Raw genomic sequence first — 18,648 nt, forward strand, 5'->3', positions numbered from 1 at the left:
AGTCCTTTTTTACCAGGTAAAGCCGAAAACAGGGGCCGGCGGAGCTTACTGTACCAACATGGCGGGGAGGTTATCATCACCATAAAGATGCAGAGCACCTACCGCCACCAGATAGCGACCGGCATCCAGCTGACTGAGCTGCTGTTTCCATGCCAGATTACGTTGCCTGATCAGCGTGTCATTTAACGGATTACTGAAGGTGGAAGGCAGCAGTGTGGCAGCGGTTTTTTTGCGGGGCGGCCCTTCGATCCACCAGCTGATCATGGTCTGTAACAGCCGGGCATTGGTATGCCAGTGTTGTAATGAATCACTGAGTAAGGCAAGGCCATCATCGGGTAAACGGGTCAGCAGGGCTAACTGGGTTTCAGCCCCTTCCAGCTCGATCACCGGTTTATTTATGGTCTTAGCCGCCTGTAGCAGCTGGTAATCAATACCGTATTCTGGTCGCAATCCCAGCCGTTCAGCCTGACGACTTTGCAGGATCAGGGCAATCTGCCAGGCCGGTAAATGTTCGATAGTCGCTCGCGGAATATTATATTCTGCACAGCGTTTCTCCAGTTCAGCGGTCAGTGCAGCAGTAAAGCGTTCAGTGAGTCCCGCCCGCTCTCCGGGGGTATTCAGGGGAGAAGGCGCGGACAGTATATCCGCTTCAACGATCAGCGCATCAGCGGTACGCAACTGGTTTAGCAGTGGCGCGGGTAGCGGGGACATATTACGGGTTCCCATATGAATGCTGCCCACCAGATGGATCCGGCAGTGATTGACCTGCAGATCTGTGGCCGGCCAGGAGTAACTGACCGGCATAAGTATCTGCCGTAGTTTTTGCAGCGCTTTCCACAGTGTCACCATGACCGGAGATCCTGTAATTACATTCGATAATACTATGCTAGTCATTTCCTCCGTTCAGGGACAGCTTATTCTGCTGAGGTAAACGGTAACGTAACAAGCGGTTAGCATTTGTCACCACAGTGACAGAGGATAATGCCATCGCGGCCCCGGCGATTACCGGGTTCAGTAAGGTACCGGTCAGTGGGTAGAGCACTCCGGCGGCGACAGGGATCCCCAGGCAGTTGTAGACGAAAGCACCAGCCAGGTTCTGTTTCATATTTCTCAGGGTGGCGACAGAAATCATCAGCCCGTCAGCCACCGCCTGTAAATCCTTACGCATCAGTGCCATGCTCGCTGTTTCGATGGCAATGTCGCTGCCGCCTCCGATAGCAATACTGGTATCGGCACAGGCCAGGGCCGGGGCATCATTAATCCCGTCACCGACCATGGCAACACGGTGGCCAGCCTGCTGTAAGGTTTTTATAGCTAATGCTTTTTCTTCCGGCAGTACCTCGGCAATCACCTCGCTGATGCCCGCCCGATCGGCAATCACCTGTGCGGTTTTTTGCCGGTCACCGGTCAGCATCACAACCTTATAGCCACGTTTTTTCAGCAGACTGATCACGCCGGCTGCTTCCGGGCGCAGCGGATCACTTACCGCGATCACCGCCGCCAGTTGTCCGTCTATAGCCAGTAATACCGGCGTTTCTCCCTGCTGTCCGGCGTTCTTCAGGCTGTTTTCGGCCGCAGTAATATCCACGGCTGCTTCGGTCAGCAGACGCTGATTACCCAGCAACAACGGGTGGCTGCCACTGGCTGCTGACAGTCCTTTCCCGGCAAGGGTGGTTAACTGGCTGACTGGCTGAAATTCAGTGCCGGCTGCCCGGTTTTTTATGGCTGTCGCCAGCGGATGTGCTGAGTGTTCTTCCAGACCTGCGGCATAACCGAGGATCTGTTGTTCAGAAAACCCGTTAAATGTGGTGATCAAAGTCACTGCAGGCTGACCGGTGGTCAGTGTACCTGTTTTATCAAATACCACCGTATCTGCACTGCTGGCTTGTTGCAGGGCATCGGCATCTTTGACCAGGATCCCGGCCTCTGCGGCCCGGCCGACTCCGGCAATGATCGACATCGGGGTGGCCAGCCCCAGAGCACAGGGACAGGCGATAATCAGCACCGTGGTGATGACCACCATACTGTAGGCAAATTGTGGTGCCGGGCCGGCCAGATACCATACCAGTCCGCTAAACAGGGCGATAAGGATCACAACAGGTACAAAGACGGATGAAATTCTGTCGGCCAGCTGACCGATCTTCGGTTTACTGCTTTGGGCATTTCTGACCAGCGAGATAATCCGCGCCAGGGCGGTATTTTGTCCGGTGGCAGTAGCCCGAAAACTCAGGGTGCCATCGCAGACCAGGGTTCCGGCACTGACCTTATCATCGGTGGTTTTTTGCTGTGGCCAGGCTTCACCCGTCAGCATCGATTCATCAATCAGTCCCTGACCGGCATCAATAATTCCATCCACCGGAACACGATCCCCGGCCCGTAACCGCAGCCGCATACCCGGCTGAATCTGGCTGACCGGCAACGACACTTCCCCGTCATCTTTCAGGACCGTGGCTTGCGGCGGGGTCAGGTCAAGCAGTTTCTCCAGTGCCTGTGAAGAGTGCTGTCTGGCGCGTTGCTCCAGGGCATGGCCGAGGTTAATCAGGCCAATAATCATGGTGCTGGCCTCAAAATAGAGGTGACGAGCAGGCTCCGGAAAACTGTCAGGGAACAGCACGACTGCGGCTGAATAGGCCCATGCCACAGCCGTTCCCAGGGCTACCAGAGTATCCATAGTGGCGCTGCGGTTACTCAGGCTTTTCCATGCACTGCGATAAAAATGGCCGCCGGCGATAATCATTACCAGCAGGGTCAGCAGACCGATAAGCTGCCATGTCAGCCGGTTATCGGCGGTGAGCATCATATTTCCGCTGCTCATGCCCCAAATCATCACCGGGATCCCCGTCAGTAGCGCAACAGCAGACTGCCAGCTATAGCGAATAAAATGCTGACGTGAAGTTTGTTGTTGTTGTTCGCGACGCTGGTTGTCATCGCTGATCACTATCCCCTGGTAACCGGCGTCACTCACTGCCTTCAGCAGTGCCTGCGGATCGGCAGGCCCGCTGACCAGCGCACTGCGGTCGGCCAGATTAACCCGTGCCTGACGGACATGAGCGACCTGGTTCAGTGCTTTCTCCACCCGGCTGACACAGCTGGCACAACTCATTCCGTCAATCAGTAGCTGAACCGTCTGTGGGTTATCTTCATCCGGGGAGGCCGGACGTTTTTTTTCCGCTGCCAGCCCGTCCGGCACGGGGTCAGTTGCTGTCAGCGGTTCAGGCTTTGGGTCGCGGTTACCCGGTTGCTGACTGGCATGGTAACCGGCCTGTTCAATGTCGCGGATTAACTCGCTGGCAGAGGCTGTTCCTGTGACGACCGCCTGTTCCAGGGTCACCTCGGCAGTGGTAACATCACTGCGCTGTTCCAGTACTTCTTTGACACGTTTAACACAGTGGCCACAGGACAGGCCATCCAGCTGAAAAGTCAGAGTCTCAGACATAAGTAAATCTCCTTTATCAGGTCATCATAAGTCAGTCTCAGTGCTAAAAGTGTAAACCTTCCTGTAAGGTAAAGGTCAATAAAAACGATATGTTTAACCGGATCTCTGTCAGAACCTGTCGCAGCCGAGCCTGTAAAGCAACGGAGAAATAATATGAACATCAGTGATGTCGCCAGAAAAACCGGCTTATCCAGTAAGGCGATTCGGTTCTATGAGGAAAAGGGGATTATGACGCCGCCCCGGCGCAGCGCGAACGGTTACCGCAGCTATACGGATCACCATGTTGAAGAACTGACATTATTGCGCCAGGCTCGTCTGGTCGGATTCAGCCTGCAGGAGTGTCGTGAGCTGGTGGGGTTGTTTAACGATCCGCACCGGCACAGTGCAGATATTAAAGCCAGGACGTTACGTAAAGTCAGTGATATTGACCGGCAAATGGCGGAGCTTGAGGGAATGCGCCAGCGGTTACTCGCACTGGCAGAACGCTGTCCGGGAGATGATGGCGCGGAGTGCCCGATTATCGACAGCCTGTCCGGCTGTACCGGCAGAGGTCACTCCGCGCCCTGAGGCGGTTAGTACAGCAGGGAATATAACTGACGGCGGTATTTACCGGCCAGCGCATCACCGGTTCCCAGCGCTGCAAGAATCTCCTGGAACGTTTTACGCAACTCGCCTTGTCCGGCAGCGAGGTCGGTTTTCAGAAAACCAAACAATAATTCCAGTGCTTCTTCATTACGTCCGACCTGATGAAACTGGATTGCCAGTTTAGCGGCAATAGCGGTATTGGTCCGGTCAGCCTCAAGATCTGTCTGCAGTTGCTGAATTTCCGGGGTATCAGCGGCCTGACGCAGCAGATCGATCTGTGCCATCAGTCCCTGATAACGGGTGTCCTGATCCTGCAGTGGGACGTGTTTTAAAACTTCTTCAGCTTCATCACCCCGGTTGAGACGGATCAGCGTTTCGGCCAGTAAAAAGCCGGTTTCACTGGCGTACTGGCTGAGTTGCCAGGCATCTTTTAACAGCGGTAGTGCGTCCAGTGGTTTATCTTCTTCCAGTAATGCCTGCGCCTGCTGTACTTTTATTTCGTCTTCCCGTGGCAGCACTTTTTCCAGCAACGCCCGTACCGCGTCTTCCGGCTGCGGCCCCTGGAAACCATCCAGCGGCTGACCATCTTTAAACAGATAGACGGTCGGAATGGCCCGTAATCCGAACTGTGAGGCGACCATTTGCTGTTCATCACAATCCAGTTTCGCCAGCAGAAATTGCCCATGGTGCTCAGCAGCCAGTTTCTCCAGTACCGGTGTCAGCTCCTGACACTGCTGGCTGCGGGGTGACCAGAAATAAAACAGTACCGGTACCTGCATTGACTGCTCAAGTACCTGCTGCAGATTGGATTCATTAACATCAATAATCGGGGGCTGGGGTGACATAAGCTATGTTCCTTCGTCTGAAAAAGTATAACCGTTATCCGTCAGATATGGGGACAGACGGCGCGGGTTCAAGCGGCTATTTGTCCGGTGCTGAATGAGTGCTTAAAATTCGGTCCAGGATAACCCCCGGTAATAAACGTCGTGCCAGTGACATTACATGGGTTACTACGGTGACCGGATAACGCTGGCGCGGATAACGGCTCTCCAGCGCATGACGTAATTTAGGCAGTATCGCCCGGGGCGGCAGGGTAAAACGGGCGGCAATACCGGGATTTGTTACCGGACGGTCTGCTTCTCCCTGCAATACATTGCCGGTAAAGCGGGTGGAGATCGGGCCCGGCTCGATCAGACTGACACGGATACCGCTGTGCTTCATTTCCATTCGCAGGGCATCAGACCAGGCTTCCAGCGCATATTTGCTGGCGGCATATGCACCACGGCCCGGGGTGGAAATCAGCCCCATCACGGAACTGGTATTAATGATCCGTCCCTGGCCGCTGGCCTGTAAGGCGGGCAGCAGTAGCATGGTCAGCTGATGGACGCCAAAGAAATTGGTCGCGAACTGTTGTTCCAGCTGGCGGCGGGAGAGGGTGCTCAGCGGGCCATAGACCCCGAACCCGGCATTATTGAACAGTCCGTGTAATGTTCCGTTGCACAGTTCCGTGATCTCACTGGCCGCGGCCCCGACACTTTGCGGATCATCGAGATCAAGCAGTATCCCTGTGTATCCCAGCTGGTTCATACGGCTGACATCTTCCGGTTTACGGCAGGCAGCAAGCACCCGATAACCCCGACTCAGCAAATCCCCGGCAGCCACAGCCCCGATGCCGCTTGAACAGCCGGTAATTAAGATATTTTTTTGCATAGGCTCACACGTTAATGGCAGATAGCTGGTATCAGATACCAGCCGGAATAGCTGCAGTATTGCATATAAGGTGGCTACGGCACCAATCACGGGCGGGAAAACGCGTGTCCGGCAGGAGGTACGGGAAACATGAATTTCCCGTACCGGCAGGCAGTTACAATTTTTCGGTCGCCCAGTCGATGGCGGCCGCATATTCATCGGGTAACTGAGGAACCAGAGCCCGCAGCGCTGATATAAGGCGCGTCCGGTCACTGTCCGTAAGATTCAGGTGGCCCAGTTTCCGTCCCGGACGTACCTCTTTTTCGTACCAGTGCAGATGTACCAGCGCATGCTCCAGCCATTGCTGATTCAGTGCACAACCGATAATATTCACCATCACTGAAGGGGCAAAGACCACCGGTGAAGGCAGAGGTAATCCGAGGATGGCTCGCAGATGCAGCTCAAACTGGCTGACCGATGCTCCGTTTTGTGTCCAGTGACCACTGTTGTGTACGCGAGGTGCCAGTTCATTGATCAGCAAGCCTTCCGGCGTCACGAAACACTCCATCGCGATAACACCGACATACTCCAGTTCCTGCATAATCGCCGTAAGCATAGCTTCTGCCTGACGCTGCTGTGCGGCGTCCGGTACTGGTAAAGCGACGCTGGTCAGCAGAATACCGTTGTGGTGCAGGTTGTGCGTCAGGGGATAAAATACGGTACTGCCATCGCGGCCACGGGCTCCGACCAGTGAGACTTCGCCGGAAAAATTAATGCCCTGCTCAACGATACATTCGCCATAGCAGTCTGCGGGTAAGCTCAGGCATTCGGGCTGACGCAAACGCCATTGTCCGCGGCCATCATAACCGCCGGTACGGCGTTTAACGATAGCCAGCTCACCCACCCGGTTATAAATTTCCGGCCACTGTTGCGCATTGCTCAGTAACTGCCAGGGAGCGGTTGCCAGTCCCAACTGGTCGAGTAATTGCTTCTGGGTCAGGCGATCAGCAAGGCGCGGAAAAATATCCCGGTTAACAAAGGCCGGGTGGTTCGCCAGTTCACGGGTCAGGGCCGTTTCCGGCCAGCGTTCTATCTCTGCGGTGATCACACTCTGACGGATGGGCAATGCTTCCGGCTCGGCATCGGTGCCGACCGGATAAACCGCGATCCCCAGCGGTTCGCCGGCCTGACGCAGCATGCGTCCCAGTTGACCGTTACCCAGTACGCAAACTGACTTCATGCATCCTCCCGCGGGTCCGGATTGTTCAGTACAGCTTCACTTTGTGCCGTGCGCCAGTCTGACAGACGTTGTGCCAGCGACGGATCGTTAACCGCCAGAATCTGGGCGGCCAGCAGGGCGGCGTTTGCTGCACCGGCTTTACCAATCGCCAGGGTGCCGACCGGAATACCGCGTGGCATCTGGACAATAGAGTACAGGCTGTCAACACCGCTCAGAGCGGCACTCTGAACAGGGACACCCAGCACCGGCAGCAGGGTTTTTGCCGCCAGCATGCCCGGTAAATGGGCCGCGCCACCGGCTCCGGCGATGATCACATGAAAACCCTGTTGACGGGCATTCTCAGCAAAACTGAATAATTTGTCCGGCGTACGGTGCGCGGAAACCACTTCCACGTGGTGATCAACATTCAGTTCATTAAGGATTTCTGCAGCATACTGCATCGTAGCCCAGTCACTTTTAGAACCCATAATAATAGCGATACGGGCCGGGGCAGTATTCGACGACATGCGGTCAACTCCTGTGAGCAGATAGAAAACCTGGACAGAGGTACAGGCTATACACATTGAGAAGGGCGTGAGAATAGCATGAGACGGCCGGAAGGAAAACGGTTGCGTCACGACACAACCGGACAATCAGCGCGAAATTTACCAGCGGAAGGCAATTAAACTCACACCGCTGGCATCCAGCTGGATCATTGACCCCTGATGGTGCCAGGCACCCAGTACGGCGCGTTCGGCGGGCTGGTGGTTTATCTGCAGAAAGTGTATTTCCGGACGATGGGTATGGCCGTGGATCAACACAGAGGCCCGGTAACGTTCCATCACCTGTTCAACCGCCTGCTGATTAACATCCATAATTTGCAGACTTTTTGACTGGTTGGCCTGCTGGCTGTCATTGCGTAACCGCGCCGCAATTTTCTGCCTCAGGAATAACGGCAGCATCAGGAAAACCCGTTGCAGCCAGGGTTGATGCACTTTTTGGCGAAAACGCTGATACCCCTGATCATCAGTACAGAGTGTATCGCCGTGCATAATCAATACCCGCTGGCCGTAGCATTCCAGCAGTGTTTCTTCCGCAAGCAACGTCATGCCACTGCGGCTGGCGTATGCCTTACCCAGAAGAAAGTCACGGTTACCGTGAATAAAGAAGACCGGAACCGGCAGGGCAGACAGCGCCTCAGCAACCTGCCGGTGTAACGGGGCCGGGTCATCATCACCGATCCAGCTTTCAAACAGGTCACCGAGAATATACAGAGCGTCGCAGTCTGTCGCTTCGCGTTGTAAAAAACGCATAAAACCGGCAGTGATTGCCGGTTCTTCCTGACACAGATGCAAATCTGCAATAAAAAGCGTTCGCGGCATTACTCGCTGACGATCACTTTATTAATGACGACGTCATCTTTTGGTACGTCCTGGTGCATACCACTGCGTCCGGTGGAAACGGCTTTAATCTTTTCAACCACATCCATCCCTTCAACGACTTCTGCGAACACACAGTAGCCCCAGCCTTGCAGGCTTTCGTCACGGAAGTTCAGAAAATCGTTATCAGCAACGTTAATAAAGAACTGTGCAGTAGCAGAGTGCGGCGCAGAGGTACGGGCCATTGCCAGCGTACCACGGGTGTTTTTCAGGCCGTTGTTTGCTTCGTTACGGATTTCTTCTTTCGTGGATTTCTGTTTCATTCCCGGTTCAAAACCGCCGCCCTGAACCATAAAGCCGTTAATCACGCGATGGAAAATAGTATTATCGTAGAAACCTTCACGGCAGTACTCCAGGAAGTTTTTCACGGTAGCCGGTGCTTTATCGTCAAAAGTTTTAATAACGATATCACCAAAATTCGTCTGGAAAGTGACCATAATTTCATCCTGTCATGGTTATTGTCAGTATTTGAACTCTTCCTGCCTAACGGGGAAGGGTAATCGCAGAGGCTCCTTATATCATAAATTTCAGGCTTACGGCAGTATGGCGGAGGTTGATCACGGCTGATGACTTGCTTTACGTCGCAGTCACGTGAAAAATACGGCACAATAACCACAGTTATCGCACACGTTTAAACGGATACAGTTAAATGCTAAAAATTTATAACACGCAGAGCAGACAAAAAGAGGAATTCAAACCTATACATGCAGGTAAAGCAGGCATGTACGTGTGCGGTATTACCGTTTATGACCTGTGCCATATCGGACATGGCCGGACGTTTGTCGCTTTTGATGTCGTTTCCCGTTATTTACGCTACCTGGGCTATCAGCTGAAATATGTAAGAAACATTACCGATATCGATGACAAAATCATTAAGCGGGCCAATGAAAACGGTGAAACCATTGGCGCGCTGACTCAGCGGATGATTGCGGAAATGCATGCTGATTTTGCCGCGCTGGGCATTTTACCGCCGGACGCTGAACCGCGGGCAACTCAGCATATCGGCGAAATCATTACACTGGTGGAAAAACTGTTGCAGCGTGGCCATGCCTATGTGGCCAGCAACGGGGATGTGATGTTCGATGTACAAAGTGACCGCCATTATGGTGAGCTTTCGCGACAGGACCTGGAGCAACTGCAGGCCGGTGCGCGGGTGGAAGTTACCGATGTAAAGAAAAATCCGATGGACTTTGTGCTGTGGAAAATGTCGAAAGCTGACGAACCGGGCTGGCCGTCGCCGTGGGGCAACGGACGTCCCGGCTGGCATATTGAATGTTCAGCCATGAACTGCAAACAGCTGGGTGAACACTTTGATATTCACGGTGGCGGTTCGGATTTAATGTTCCCGCACCATGAAAACGAAATTGCCCAGTCAACCTGTGCCCACGGCGGTGAGTACGTTAATTACTGGATGCACTCAGGGATGGTGATGATTGACCGTGAGAAAATGTCAAAATCACTGGGTAACTTCTTCACGGTCCGTGATGTACTGAAGCATTACGATGCGGAAACTGTACGTTACTTCCTGATGTCCGGACATTACCGCAGTCAGCTGAATTACAGCGAAGATAACCTGAAACAAGCCCGTGCTGCCCTGGAACGTTTGTATACCGCACTGCGCAATACAGATCCTCAGGCCGTGGCTGCCGACGGTGCAGAGTTTGAACAGCGTTTCCGTGATGCGATGGATGATGACTTTAATACACCGGAAGCTTATTCGGTGCTGTTTGATATGGGACGTGAGGTTAATCGCCTTAAAGCTGAGGACAGCGCAGCTGCGGATGCTCTGGCAGCAAAATTACGTCAGCTGGCCAGCGTATTAGGTATTCTGCAACAGGATCCGGAAACCTTTCTGCAAAGTGCTGCCGGCAGCAGCGATAATGAGGTTGCTGAAATTGAAGCCCTGATCAAAATGCGCAAAGATGCCCGCGAAAGCAAAAACTGGGCGCAGGCAGACGTTGCCCGTGACAAGCTGAATGCGCTGGGGATTATTCTGGAAGACGGCCCGCAGGGAACCAGCTGGCGCCGTAAATAATCTGCAGGCCTAATCAGCAAAAAACGGGCGACAGGGGTAACCGGTCGCCCGTTTTTTTGGGTGGTATAATTACGGGATAACGCTGATCGACTGACCGGCAAAAACGACGGTCTGTCCGCTGACAATTTTACAGCGTTTACGGGTTTCGGTCTGACCATCCACGGCTACCAGACCATCCGCAATATATGCTTTTGCCTGGGCACCGCTTTCGGCCCAGCCTTCCAGTTTCAGTAAGTCGCAAAGTTCAACATGGGGAAATTTACCCAGTGAGAAGGTTGCCATTATTCTGTTTCTCCGTCGTGATATTCTTCGCAAGCCTGCAAAGTATTCTGTATTAAGGTTGCTACTGTCATCGGGCCAACCCCGCCCGGTACCGGGGTGATCCATGAGGCACGTCCGGCAGCGGTTTCAAACTCGACATCACCCACCACACGACCATCTTCCAGACGATTAATACCGACATCAATCACAATCGCACCTGGCTTAATCCAGTCGCCGGGAATAAACCCGGGTTTACCTACGGCGACCACCAGCAGATCAGCATTTTCAACATGCTGGCGGAGATTACGGGTAAACCGGTGAGTGACAGTGGTGGTACATCCGGCCAGTAACAATTCGAGACTCATCGGACGGCCAACAATATTCGAGGCCCCGATGACCACGGCGTTTAAACCGAAAGTGTCAATGGAATACCGTTCCAGCAGGGTGATAATTCCGCGCGGGGTGCAGGGACGCAGTAGCGGTGCCCGCTGACATAAACGTCCTACGTTATAAGGATGAAAGCCATCGACGTCTTTATCGGCAGCAATCCGCTCCAGCACTTTAATATTATCGATACCTTCCGGCAGCGGCAACTGCACCAGTATGCCGTCGATTTGATGATCGTTATTCAGCTGATCGATTAATGTCAGCACTTCCTGTTCAGTCGTGGTGGCCGGAAGGTCATAAGAACGGGAGACAAAACCGACTTCCTCACAGGCTTTACGCTTACTGCCAACATATATTTGTGACGCCGGGTTGTCGCCGACCAGAATTACGGCCAGGCCGGGGGCACGTTTACCCGCCGCCAGGCGCTGTTTCACTTTTTCTGCAACTTCAAGCCGGACCTGCTGCGCAATCGTTTTACCATCAATAATCTGTGCTGACATCAGAGAAAAAATCCACGGAGTTAGAGTCATAGGGTGAGGTATCTATTCTGTCAGAAGCAACGCGTGCTGTCAGGCAAAGAATCGCTGATTGTTGTTTAAAGCTTCAGCAGTAAAACAGAAAGTCGCGTAAAAACATTGACTCATCTGCCGGTGACCGTATAATTCGTCGGAAATCAGGGCGCCCTTAGCTCAGTTGGATAGAGCACCGGCCTTCTAAGCCGTAGGTCATAGGTTCGAATCCTATAGGGCGCACCATTTTTTGTTGCCTTTATCTCCGTTCTGGTCTGTTTTTTCTTTTATTTCAGCATATAACATTTGCCTGTGGTTCGCCCTGATCCGCGGTTATCTCTTGTTTACTGTTTTTCTCTGCGTCTGGCACCGGTTTCCCCTCTGATTTTTCCTGATTACGCCCGTTATACAGGGTCGCTTCCGATATGGCTTCCATCTGCGCAACGGCTGCCACGGTCATATTGTAAGGCAGTAACAGTTTCGCCAGTGTTGCGCTTTACGCTCCGGGAAAATACGTTTTGGATATCACTCCATGCCACCCAATGTATTTTCAGAGGCGTTAACAACTATTCTGAAATAAAGGCTGAGGGCAACTGCATATTATAAATATGCAGTTGCTGAGGGTTATTGTCTGCGTTTTTTTACAGAGAAGATGATCAGTGAAAATACGGCCACTACCGCCAGTCCTCCGAGGCCGATAAAATAGTTTATATAGCTAACGATGAAAGGGGTATCACCGCCATTGCGCCAGCCGGTGACTTGTTGTGCAGTGATTTTGTCATCAATTGCGGAGAACTGATAACGGACAAAGCGGGTAACAGAGGCTATTTGTGAATCTGTGAGTTGTTTACCAAAAGCCGGCATAGAGACATCACCGTCGCTGCTTTTACGGTTAAGTCCTTCGACGATGGTCATCACCAGGTTTTGTGCTGTCGGCGAAGATACTGCAGAATTACTGGTCAACGAAGGGTAAAAATGATCGGCAGTCCCCTGGCCATTTATGCCATGACAGCTGGCACACGCGGCGTTATAAAGTTCTGACCCATCTGTTGTTGTGCTGTCTGCGAGGGATGCCTGGTCCCCCTGTCCGCTTATAACCTTATTTATATCCGTGAGCGGGGGACGTATTGCGGAATGATATGCAGGTGCAGTACTAATGACAGGGACTTGCTTAATCCAGGTGGCAATGGCGTTCAGATCACTGTCACTAAGGTATCGGAAACTATTCTCAACAGTTTCGGCCATCGGCCCTGCAGCACTGGCCTTACCTGCGATATGTCCGGTTTTGAGATAAACCACTATTTCCTGCTGACTCCAGCTACCGATACCGCTGTCCTTATCGGGGGTAATATTTGGTGCATACCACCCGCCGAGAGGGCTGCCGGACAAGTTTTTACTTTTATCTTCAGCCATCATCAGATTACGTGGCGTGTGGCATGTACTGCAATGCCCGAGTACTTCCACAAGGTATTTCCCGCGGTTAACCTGAGGCGGCGAATTAGTGATTTCCCGGAACGGTTGGTTACTGCTGAATAAAAGGTTCCATCCCCACATTAACTGACGGATATTAAAAGGGAAACTGAGGCTGGTTTTTTCTTCCGGAGCACTATCAACAGGATTCACACCATACATAAAATAACTATAGAGCGCATGCAGGTCGGTATCGGTCATTGCATGGTATGCGGTATATGGCATTGCCGGATAAAGATGACTGCCGTCAGCCGCGATCCCCCGGCGAACCGCATTGGCGAATTCTTTTTCAGTATAGTTACCGATCCCAAAGCTTTCAGAAGGCGTAATGTTACTGGCGATAATCCGCCCCATTGGCGAATCAATAGCGTTACCGCCAGCGTAAGGTTTTCCGTGAGCAGTTGCCTGACGGTGACATGCGCCACAGTCAGCAGCGACCGCGATATATTTACCTTTTGTGATTAATTGCTCAGTCGTATTATTTGCAGAACAGACGGATAAAGGTATCAGTAAACTGAAAGACAGAACGCCTGCCGTTAAAATAGTCTTTTTTATGTTTATCATATTTTGTACTCAGATTTCACGGTCAATAATTTCGGCTGCGCGGATACTGAGAGCAACACCAGTCAGGGTGGGGTTAATCACGCCTGAAGCCGGAATAACCCCGGTTGTTGCCAGGAAAAGATTACTGTGATCCCAGGTTCTGCATTCATGATTTACTACTGAGTTTTCAGGATGGTCGCCCATAATAACTGAGCCCATCAGGTGGTCACGGTTTTGCCATCCGGTATTATCTTCCACCACTTCACCCCCCATCAGGCTGACAAACTTTTGATAATCCTTAACCACGACCTCACGGCCGGCCTTTACATAGTTATCAACTTCATAGTGAACGGTAAGCATAGGGATCCCAAGGGCATCCTTACGCGTTTTACTGGGTCTGACTGTGTTAGTCGCGTGTGGCAGGATCTCGAATACTGTTGAAATATCTACCCAGCGGGCCGCCTGGTGTCTGATTTGCTCATCCAGTTTATGACCGACAACCCCCTGAGAGATTAAACGCTGAGCGACAGCCATATTCGGAACATTATTCGAGATAGCATGCTTGATTGCAGAGTGTGTTTTACGGAATTCACCGTCACGATAATTAAAAATACCGCCTTGCTGAACGGCTCCGCGGCCAGGCCATACAGGTTCATCAGCCAGGAACTGCAGTCCCATCCCCGTGTGATCCATCAGATTACGACCGACCTGATCAGAACTATTAGCGACGTCAGAAATAAGCAACAGCTTTGGTGTTTCAAGACCATGTGCCGCGACGATAAAATATTTGGCGGTGAGTCTTTTATCCTGACCGGTTGAACTGCGCACATGGACAGCCACTATTTTACCTTCCTGGCCTTTTTCTAGTTTCCAGGCGGTAGCATCTGTATGAAGTTGCGCGCCAGCCTGTTCAGCATGCAGTGCGTGCAGCTCCCCGCTATACATCGAGCCGATTGGACAGACAGGCATACAATTATTATTGCCGCTGCAGGCAGGACGGCCGTCATAGGGTCTGGTAGCGCGACCGTTTGGCTCATGAATAAAGTGGTAGCCGGCAGGACTCAGGCGGGCTTTCAGACGCTGGAACAGGTAGGTTTCAGCTTCGGGTTCCATCGGGTAAGGTTTAGATCGCGGAGGAAAGGGGTTACCGCCCTGGCCACTCTGGTCATCGGAGTCACTGCCACAGACTCCCAGCGCTTGCTCTGCTTTCTGATAATAAGGTTCAAGTTCACTGTATTCGATGGGCCAGTCCCGGCCTACACCATAAAGAGAGTTAAGTTTCATATCATTGGGCAAATATCGCCAGCATGCTGAGGCCCAGTGCCAGGTGGTTCCGCCTACGAGTTTGAGCATACCCGGACGGAAATCAAATGACCCTGTATTTTCGATATATTGTTCATTATAAGAGTGATGCGCCCAGGGCATATCAGGGTAGGGTGAGTTATAATTTCCTTTTTTTGATGAATTTCTGAAGTTTTCTACGATTTTCCAGCGCGGGATCCGTTCTCCGGCTTCGAGAATAATCACAGAATGACCTTTCTGCGCGAGGATATAAGCAGCATTACTGCCCAGGGCACCGGAACCGATAACAATAACATCGGCATCATATTGGGTATTCATTTTTATCTCACATTAAAATCAATATATTTATTAGTCAGTTAAAATCGTGACTGGCGGTCTGACCCAGTAGTTGGTCTGTCCTCTTGAATAAGTCGGAATAACCGTTGCGTCTGAGGTCGGGGCATACATCATTGCATCGGTATATGTCACAAACCGGGTATTATCTGTGGCTCTTAATGGCAGCGGAGTGCCGGTAAAACCCAGGTACCATGCAGAGATGATTTTTTTTACCGTATCCCCGGTTTCCGTCACCGACATAATCCGGTGACCATTTAATTGATCAGCCCGGGTAATGTTCGCGGCATTCATCACCTGTATCAGGCGGGTAAGTTTTACGGGGAAATCAGAGTCTTCTTTTGTCAGACAGGTTAAGGCCCGCTGGCTCAGTAACTGACTCAGCTGAGTTCGTCCGGTTAACAGCAGGGAAAGTTTATAAAAAACAGTGTTATCACTGTTTTGTGACGGGAGCAGTGCCCGGGAAAGGGCCGGGGTAAAGGCGGCGAAACCGGTGAGGTACAATCCGGTTTTAAGCAGATTTCTACGGGAAAGCATATATATATTAGCCCTTGCAATGTTACGGGATGTTGTTATTAATCACGCGTTACTTTGTAATGAAATAACCATTTTTTTGTTGGCTAATTGATGCCTTTTATTATCCTGGTTATTTTTAACGGATACCGCCAACTGGTATTTTCCAGGTTACTAAAATAATACTTAATAATCATTATTCCGGTTGTGGCGGACGATTTTCTGGGGCAGTGATTTGAAACAGTGTCAGGTAATATTATTTTATTAATTAAAGGTTGAACCGGGGGAGGGGAAGGGTGAGCAGCGGTCTGGCAGTGATTACCACCTCAGATTTTATTTGATTTATTTAATCTGTTAATAATTATCAGGGTGTAATTTATTTTATTTTTCAACAATTTATCATTAACAATTAAATTTAATTTTTTGATTATAAGAAATAACACCGGTGCTGTATTCGCGGATAACAGCTATGCTGTGGCAGCAGTGATTAATTTATTCGACAGTGACTCTATTGCCGGAAGAGTCATCCGGTAATTATTGTTTTTATCCGGTATTGTTCGGGTCTCTTATGCTTCACATAAAATAATCAATGTTTTTAATGAATAGCAGAACGTCCTGAAAAACCGCCAGCTTCTGTTGTCTGCGGATAACGTGGCGGGATAAACAAAGCACAGAATAAACCCGCAATGGTGGTTCCGTGATTGTCATCAAATTATCCCGCCGCCTGTTTGTCAGAAGCCCGGCCAGTCGGTGGCGGGGATTATAATTTACCGCGCAGATCTTTGCGGACGGCTTCGATAGTCCAGATCCAAAATGCAGTGCCGACAAATTCAGAAATCAGCGCCTGACTTCCGGCTATCCACAACCAGCCAGATAAGCCGAGCAGCGGTACTATCAGACCATGGGCGAATACAGACACGCCCACACCAAAAGCGACCCCGTGAAACAGCCGGGCTTTCGGGAGATATTCGACCAGTACCGAGTAGACAATGGCGATAACCACAGAAAATAAAATATGCACGCCATTGCCGCCCCAGTTAATGCTGTATCCCATCCATTGATAGGTCAGGGTATCAATATGGACACCCAGTTTTTCCAGTAATACCAGCGGCGGTGGGAGGGTAGCTGCCGTTCTTGGCGGGATCATTGTTTCAAAACCAGACTTAACCAGTGCGGAAATAACCCCCGCAACGATACCAATCAGCACAGATGAAAAAACACGGCGTTCCTGTCGGGGTCTTACGTAAAATAAATTTAACATTAAGGTCACCTTATATTAGCAATATATTAGTTAACGTTTTGATATATATGCTTATGTAATAAAAGTAACAGAAGCCACTTAAGCAATTACTTAAGTTTAGTACTATAAAATAAAACTGCACGATTACCTCTGCAGTTAATCTTTCCTCGGATAATGGCAGGACGCCGGATACAGCGACGATGACCCGGCAAGCAGGCGGAAGGGGGGAATCAGAAGCCACGGAACAGGGGCAGAGACCCGGCTGGTGAATCTTTTGCTAGCAGCCGCATTGCTGCGGCTGTGAAAGTACTATCGCCGAAAGGTCCGGCGCTGTCTGCCCCGTTCTCTCCATGCGGAGAAACCAAAGTAAACGGCAACGCCGGCCAGAATAATGGCCAGCAGAAGAAGCAAGTCATTTCCCAAAATTAATACCTGAAGTCATTATGTTTAGTGTGGAAATAGTTTAATGATAAGTGATAATTTTTTTTAAACATATCGAGGGAAAAATGAGTAAGGACAATAATTTACATCAGTTATTTCACTGTTGTTTAACCTGTGTTGAAGCTGCCTGCCACTTGTGATGATAAATCCGTCGGTTTTGATCGGCTCTTGGGCAGACTCGCAGGTTCATCTTCAATAATGCCAATTGATGACAGAATTTACTCCGGATAGTCCTGTTACGGGGCAGGCGCCGGGGTAAACGGCCCGAAAAAAGGCTCATTTCGGGCTGGCAACCGGCCGGCATAATCGCAGAGTACCGTCACGGGAGCAACGGAGGACTGCAGGTGAAGGGAAGATTAGCCGGTCTTCAGGTCACCATAACGTACTGAGGCAGTTACACCACCGTCAATCAGGATATCGCTGCCGCTGATATAACTCCCATTAGGGCCAAACATAAATTCTGCCAGAGCAGCAATTTCATCAGGAGTACCTCCGCGACCGGCGGGTGACTTCTCTAACATATTTCGGTAGTACTCGCCCCGTTCGGCGCTATTCAGTTCGTCATAAGCCAGTGGAGTAAAAATAATTCCTGCACTGATGCAGTTTATCCGTGCGCCGCGTTTACCCCACTTTGCTGCTTCAGCCATTACACGTAAAGCATTCCCCCGTTTTGCGATCTGATAGGCGTACAGGCTGTCATCAATTGCTTTTATCCACGGCAGTTCTGTCAGTTCTTCCGGCGACAGGGTTGCCAGCTGATCGGCAGTCTGTTGTGACAGTGCATCACAATCCAAACGATGACTGGATTGTGAACCCAGAACGACACATGATCCGCCTGTGGCAATCACTTTTCCAAATTCTTCAAACACCACGGCACTGCCGTATAAATCAACATGTAGCAGATCCTGAGCTTTTGCCTGTGAAGGAGAAAGTCCGGCGGTCAGAATTACCCCTTTAATTTCGCCGGCAGCGACCGATGCAGCGACTAACTGTTGTATAGACTCTCTGGAACGCACATCAGTATGTATTGCACTGGCATCAAAACCCGCTTTTTTCAGCTGCGCTGAGACTGACTGTGCATTTTCCCGATTGATATCTGCGAGCAGGATTTTTTTTCCGCTACTGACTCGTCTTGCGATAGCCTGTGCAATTGAACCACTGCCAATTACCACAATAACTTCAGCCATAAGTTACCTCTTTCGTTTTTACTCATATGGAGAGTGAATCGCTGTATTTTGCCGATGAT

The 18,648-nt window shown here is 51.0% G+C and carries 17 protein-coding genes and 1 tRNA gene; 3 read left to right on the plus strand and 15 right to left on the minus strand.

The window, feature by feature from the left end; all coding sequences use genetic code 11:
* Positions 1 to 45: 45 nt before the first annotated feature.
* Both JK216_RS05525 and JK216_RS05530 read right to left on the minus strand, forming a co-directional pair.
* On the minus strand, positions 46 to 849 hold the full coding sequence (locus JK216_RS05525) for a TraB/GumN family protein (protein ID WP_212711130.1): 804 nt from the start codon (positions 847 to 849) through the stop codon (positions 46 to 48).
* A gap of 37 nt (positions 850 to 886) precedes the next feature.
* Positions 887 to 3,436, minus strand: coding sequence for a copper-translocating P-type ATPase (locus JK216_RS05530; protein WP_212711087.1), 2,550 nt, complete (start codon positions 3,434 to 3,436; stop codon positions 887 to 889).
* Positions 3,437 to 3,589: 153 nt separating this feature from the next.
* Between JK216_RS05530 and cueR the strand changes: the two genes are divergently transcribed.
* Positions 3,590 to 4,003 carry a Cu(I)-responsive transcriptional regulator gene (cueR, locus tag JK216_RS05535; RefSeq protein WP_212709036.1) on the plus strand — a complete coding sequence of 138 codons (414 nt, stop codon included), beginning with the start codon at positions 3,590 to 3,592 and terminating at the stop codon, positions 4,001 to 4,003.
* Positions 4,004 to 4,008: 5 nt separating this feature from the next.
* Here cueR and JK216_RS05540 read toward each other — a convergent pair whose 3' ends face one another.
* The 6 genes from JK216_RS05540 to ppiB all read right to left on the minus strand — a co-directional run bounded on the left by JK216_RS05540 (position 4,009) and on the right by ppiB (position 8,805).
* Complete coding sequence (locus tag JK216_RS05540; RefSeq protein WP_212709860.1) at positions 4,009 to 4,866, minus strand: co-chaperone YbbN; 858 nt, start codon at positions 4,864 to 4,866, stop codon at positions 4,009 to 4,011.
* A gap of 76 nt (positions 4,867 to 4,942) precedes the next feature.
* Positions 4,943 to 5,731, minus strand: a complete 789-nt coding sequence (locus JK216_RS05545; RefSeq protein WP_212709034.1) for an SDR family oxidoreductase — start codon at positions 5,729 to 5,731, stop codon at positions 4,943 to 4,945.
* A gap of 154 nt (positions 5,732 to 5,885) precedes the next feature.
* A complete protein-coding gene (gene purK / locus JK216_RS05550) occupies positions 5,886 to 6,950 on the minus strand; it encodes a 5-(carboxyamino)imidazole ribonucleotide synthase (protein ID WP_212709861.1) in 1,065 nt (354 codons plus the stop codon).
* Positions 6,947 to 7,456, minus strand: coding sequence for a 5-(carboxyamino)imidazole ribonucleotide mutase (gene purE / locus JK216_RS05555; protein ID WP_212709032.1), 510 nt, complete (start codon positions 7,454 to 7,456; stop codon positions 6,947 to 6,949). The genes purK and purE overlap by 4 nt, the downstream gene beginning before the upstream one ends.
* Positions 7,457 to 7,594: 138 nt before the next feature.
* Positions 7,595 to 8,311: a UDP-2,3-diacylglucosamine diphosphatase gene (gene lpxH / locus JK216_RS05560; RefSeq protein ID WP_212709031.1), complete on the minus strand. Its 717-nt coding sequence runs from the start codon at positions 8,309 to 8,311 to the stop codon at positions 7,595 to 7,597.
* Positions 8,311 to 8,805, minus strand: coding sequence for a peptidylprolyl isomerase B (gene ppiB / locus JK216_RS05565; RefSeq protein WP_212709030.1), 495 nt, complete (start codon positions 8,803 to 8,805; stop codon positions 8,311 to 8,313). Before ppiB ends, lpxH begins: the two co-directional genes overlap by 1 nt.
* Before the next feature lie 212 nt (positions 8,806 to 9,017).
* Here ppiB and cysS point away from each other — a divergent pair, with 212 nt between their 5' ends.
* Entirely contained in the window at positions 9,018 to 10,403 is a 1,386-nt protein-coding gene (cysS, locus tag JK216_RS05570; protein WP_212711088.1) for a cysteine--tRNA ligase, read from the plus strand.
* Between the two features lie 69 nt (positions 10,404 to 10,472).
* On the opposite strand, the gene ybcJ is transcribed toward cysS, so the two are convergent.
* Together ybcJ and folD are read right to left on the minus strand one after the other, a co-directional pair.
* Positions 10,473 to 10,685, minus strand: coding sequence for a ribosome-associated protein YbcJ (ybcJ, locus tag JK216_RS05575; protein WP_212711089.1), 213 nt, complete (start codon positions 10,683 to 10,685; stop codon positions 10,473 to 10,475).
* On the minus strand, positions 10,685 to 11,551 hold the full coding sequence (gene folD, locus JK216_RS05580) for a bifunctional methylenetetrahydrofolate dehydrogenase/methenyltetrahydrofolate cyclohydrolase FolD (protein ID WP_212709027.1): 867 nt from the start codon (positions 11,549 to 11,551) through the stop codon (positions 10,685 to 10,687). Before folD ends, ybcJ begins: the two co-directional genes overlap by 1 nt.
* 178 nt (positions 11,552 to 11,729) lie before the next feature.
* Here folD and JK216_RS05585 point away from each other — a divergent pair.
* A tRNA-Arg gene (locus JK216_RS05585) sits at positions 11,730 to 11,806 on the plus strand.
* Positions 11,807 to 12,184: 378 nt separating this feature from the next.
* Here the strand turns inward: JK216_RS05585 and JK216_RS05590 are convergent.
* The 5 genes from JK216_RS05590 to JK216_RS05615 form a co-directional block, all read right to left on the minus strand.
* Positions 12,185 to 13,594, minus strand: coding sequence for a cytochrome c (locus JK216_RS05590; RefSeq protein WP_212711090.1), 1,410 nt, complete (start codon positions 13,592 to 13,594; stop codon positions 12,185 to 12,187).
* A gap of 9 nt (positions 13,595 to 13,603) precedes the next feature.
* Positions 13,604 to 15,193: a GMC family oxidoreductase gene (locus JK216_RS05595; RefSeq protein ID WP_212711091.1), complete on the minus strand. Its 1,590-nt coding sequence runs from the start codon at positions 15,191 to 15,193 to the stop codon at positions 13,604 to 13,606.
* Positions 15,194 to 15,223: 30 nt separating this feature from the next.
* Positions 15,224 to 15,745, minus strand: coding sequence for a sugar dehydrogenase complex small subunit (locus tag JK216_RS05600; RefSeq protein ID WP_212711092.1), 522 nt, complete (start codon positions 15,743 to 15,745; stop codon positions 15,224 to 15,226).
* Between the two features lie 736 nt (positions 15,746 to 16,481).
* Complete coding sequence (locus tag JK216_RS05605) at positions 16,482 to 16,982, minus strand: DUF1440 domain-containing protein (protein WP_212708435.1); 501 nt, start codon at positions 16,980 to 16,982, stop codon at positions 16,482 to 16,484.
* A gap of 776 nt (positions 16,983 to 17,758) precedes the next feature.
* Positions 17,759 to 18,589, minus strand: coding sequence for an SDR family oxidoreductase (locus JK216_RS05615; protein ID WP_212708433.1), 831 nt, complete (start codon positions 18,587 to 18,589; stop codon positions 17,759 to 17,761).
* Positions 18,590 to 18,648 lie beyond the last annotated feature (59 nt).

The organism is Tatumella sp. JGM94 (assembly GCF_018257595.1).
GTDB classification, from domain to species: Bacteria; Pseudomonadota; Gammaproteobacteria; order Enterobacterales; family Enterobacteriaceae; genus Tatumella; species Tatumella punctata.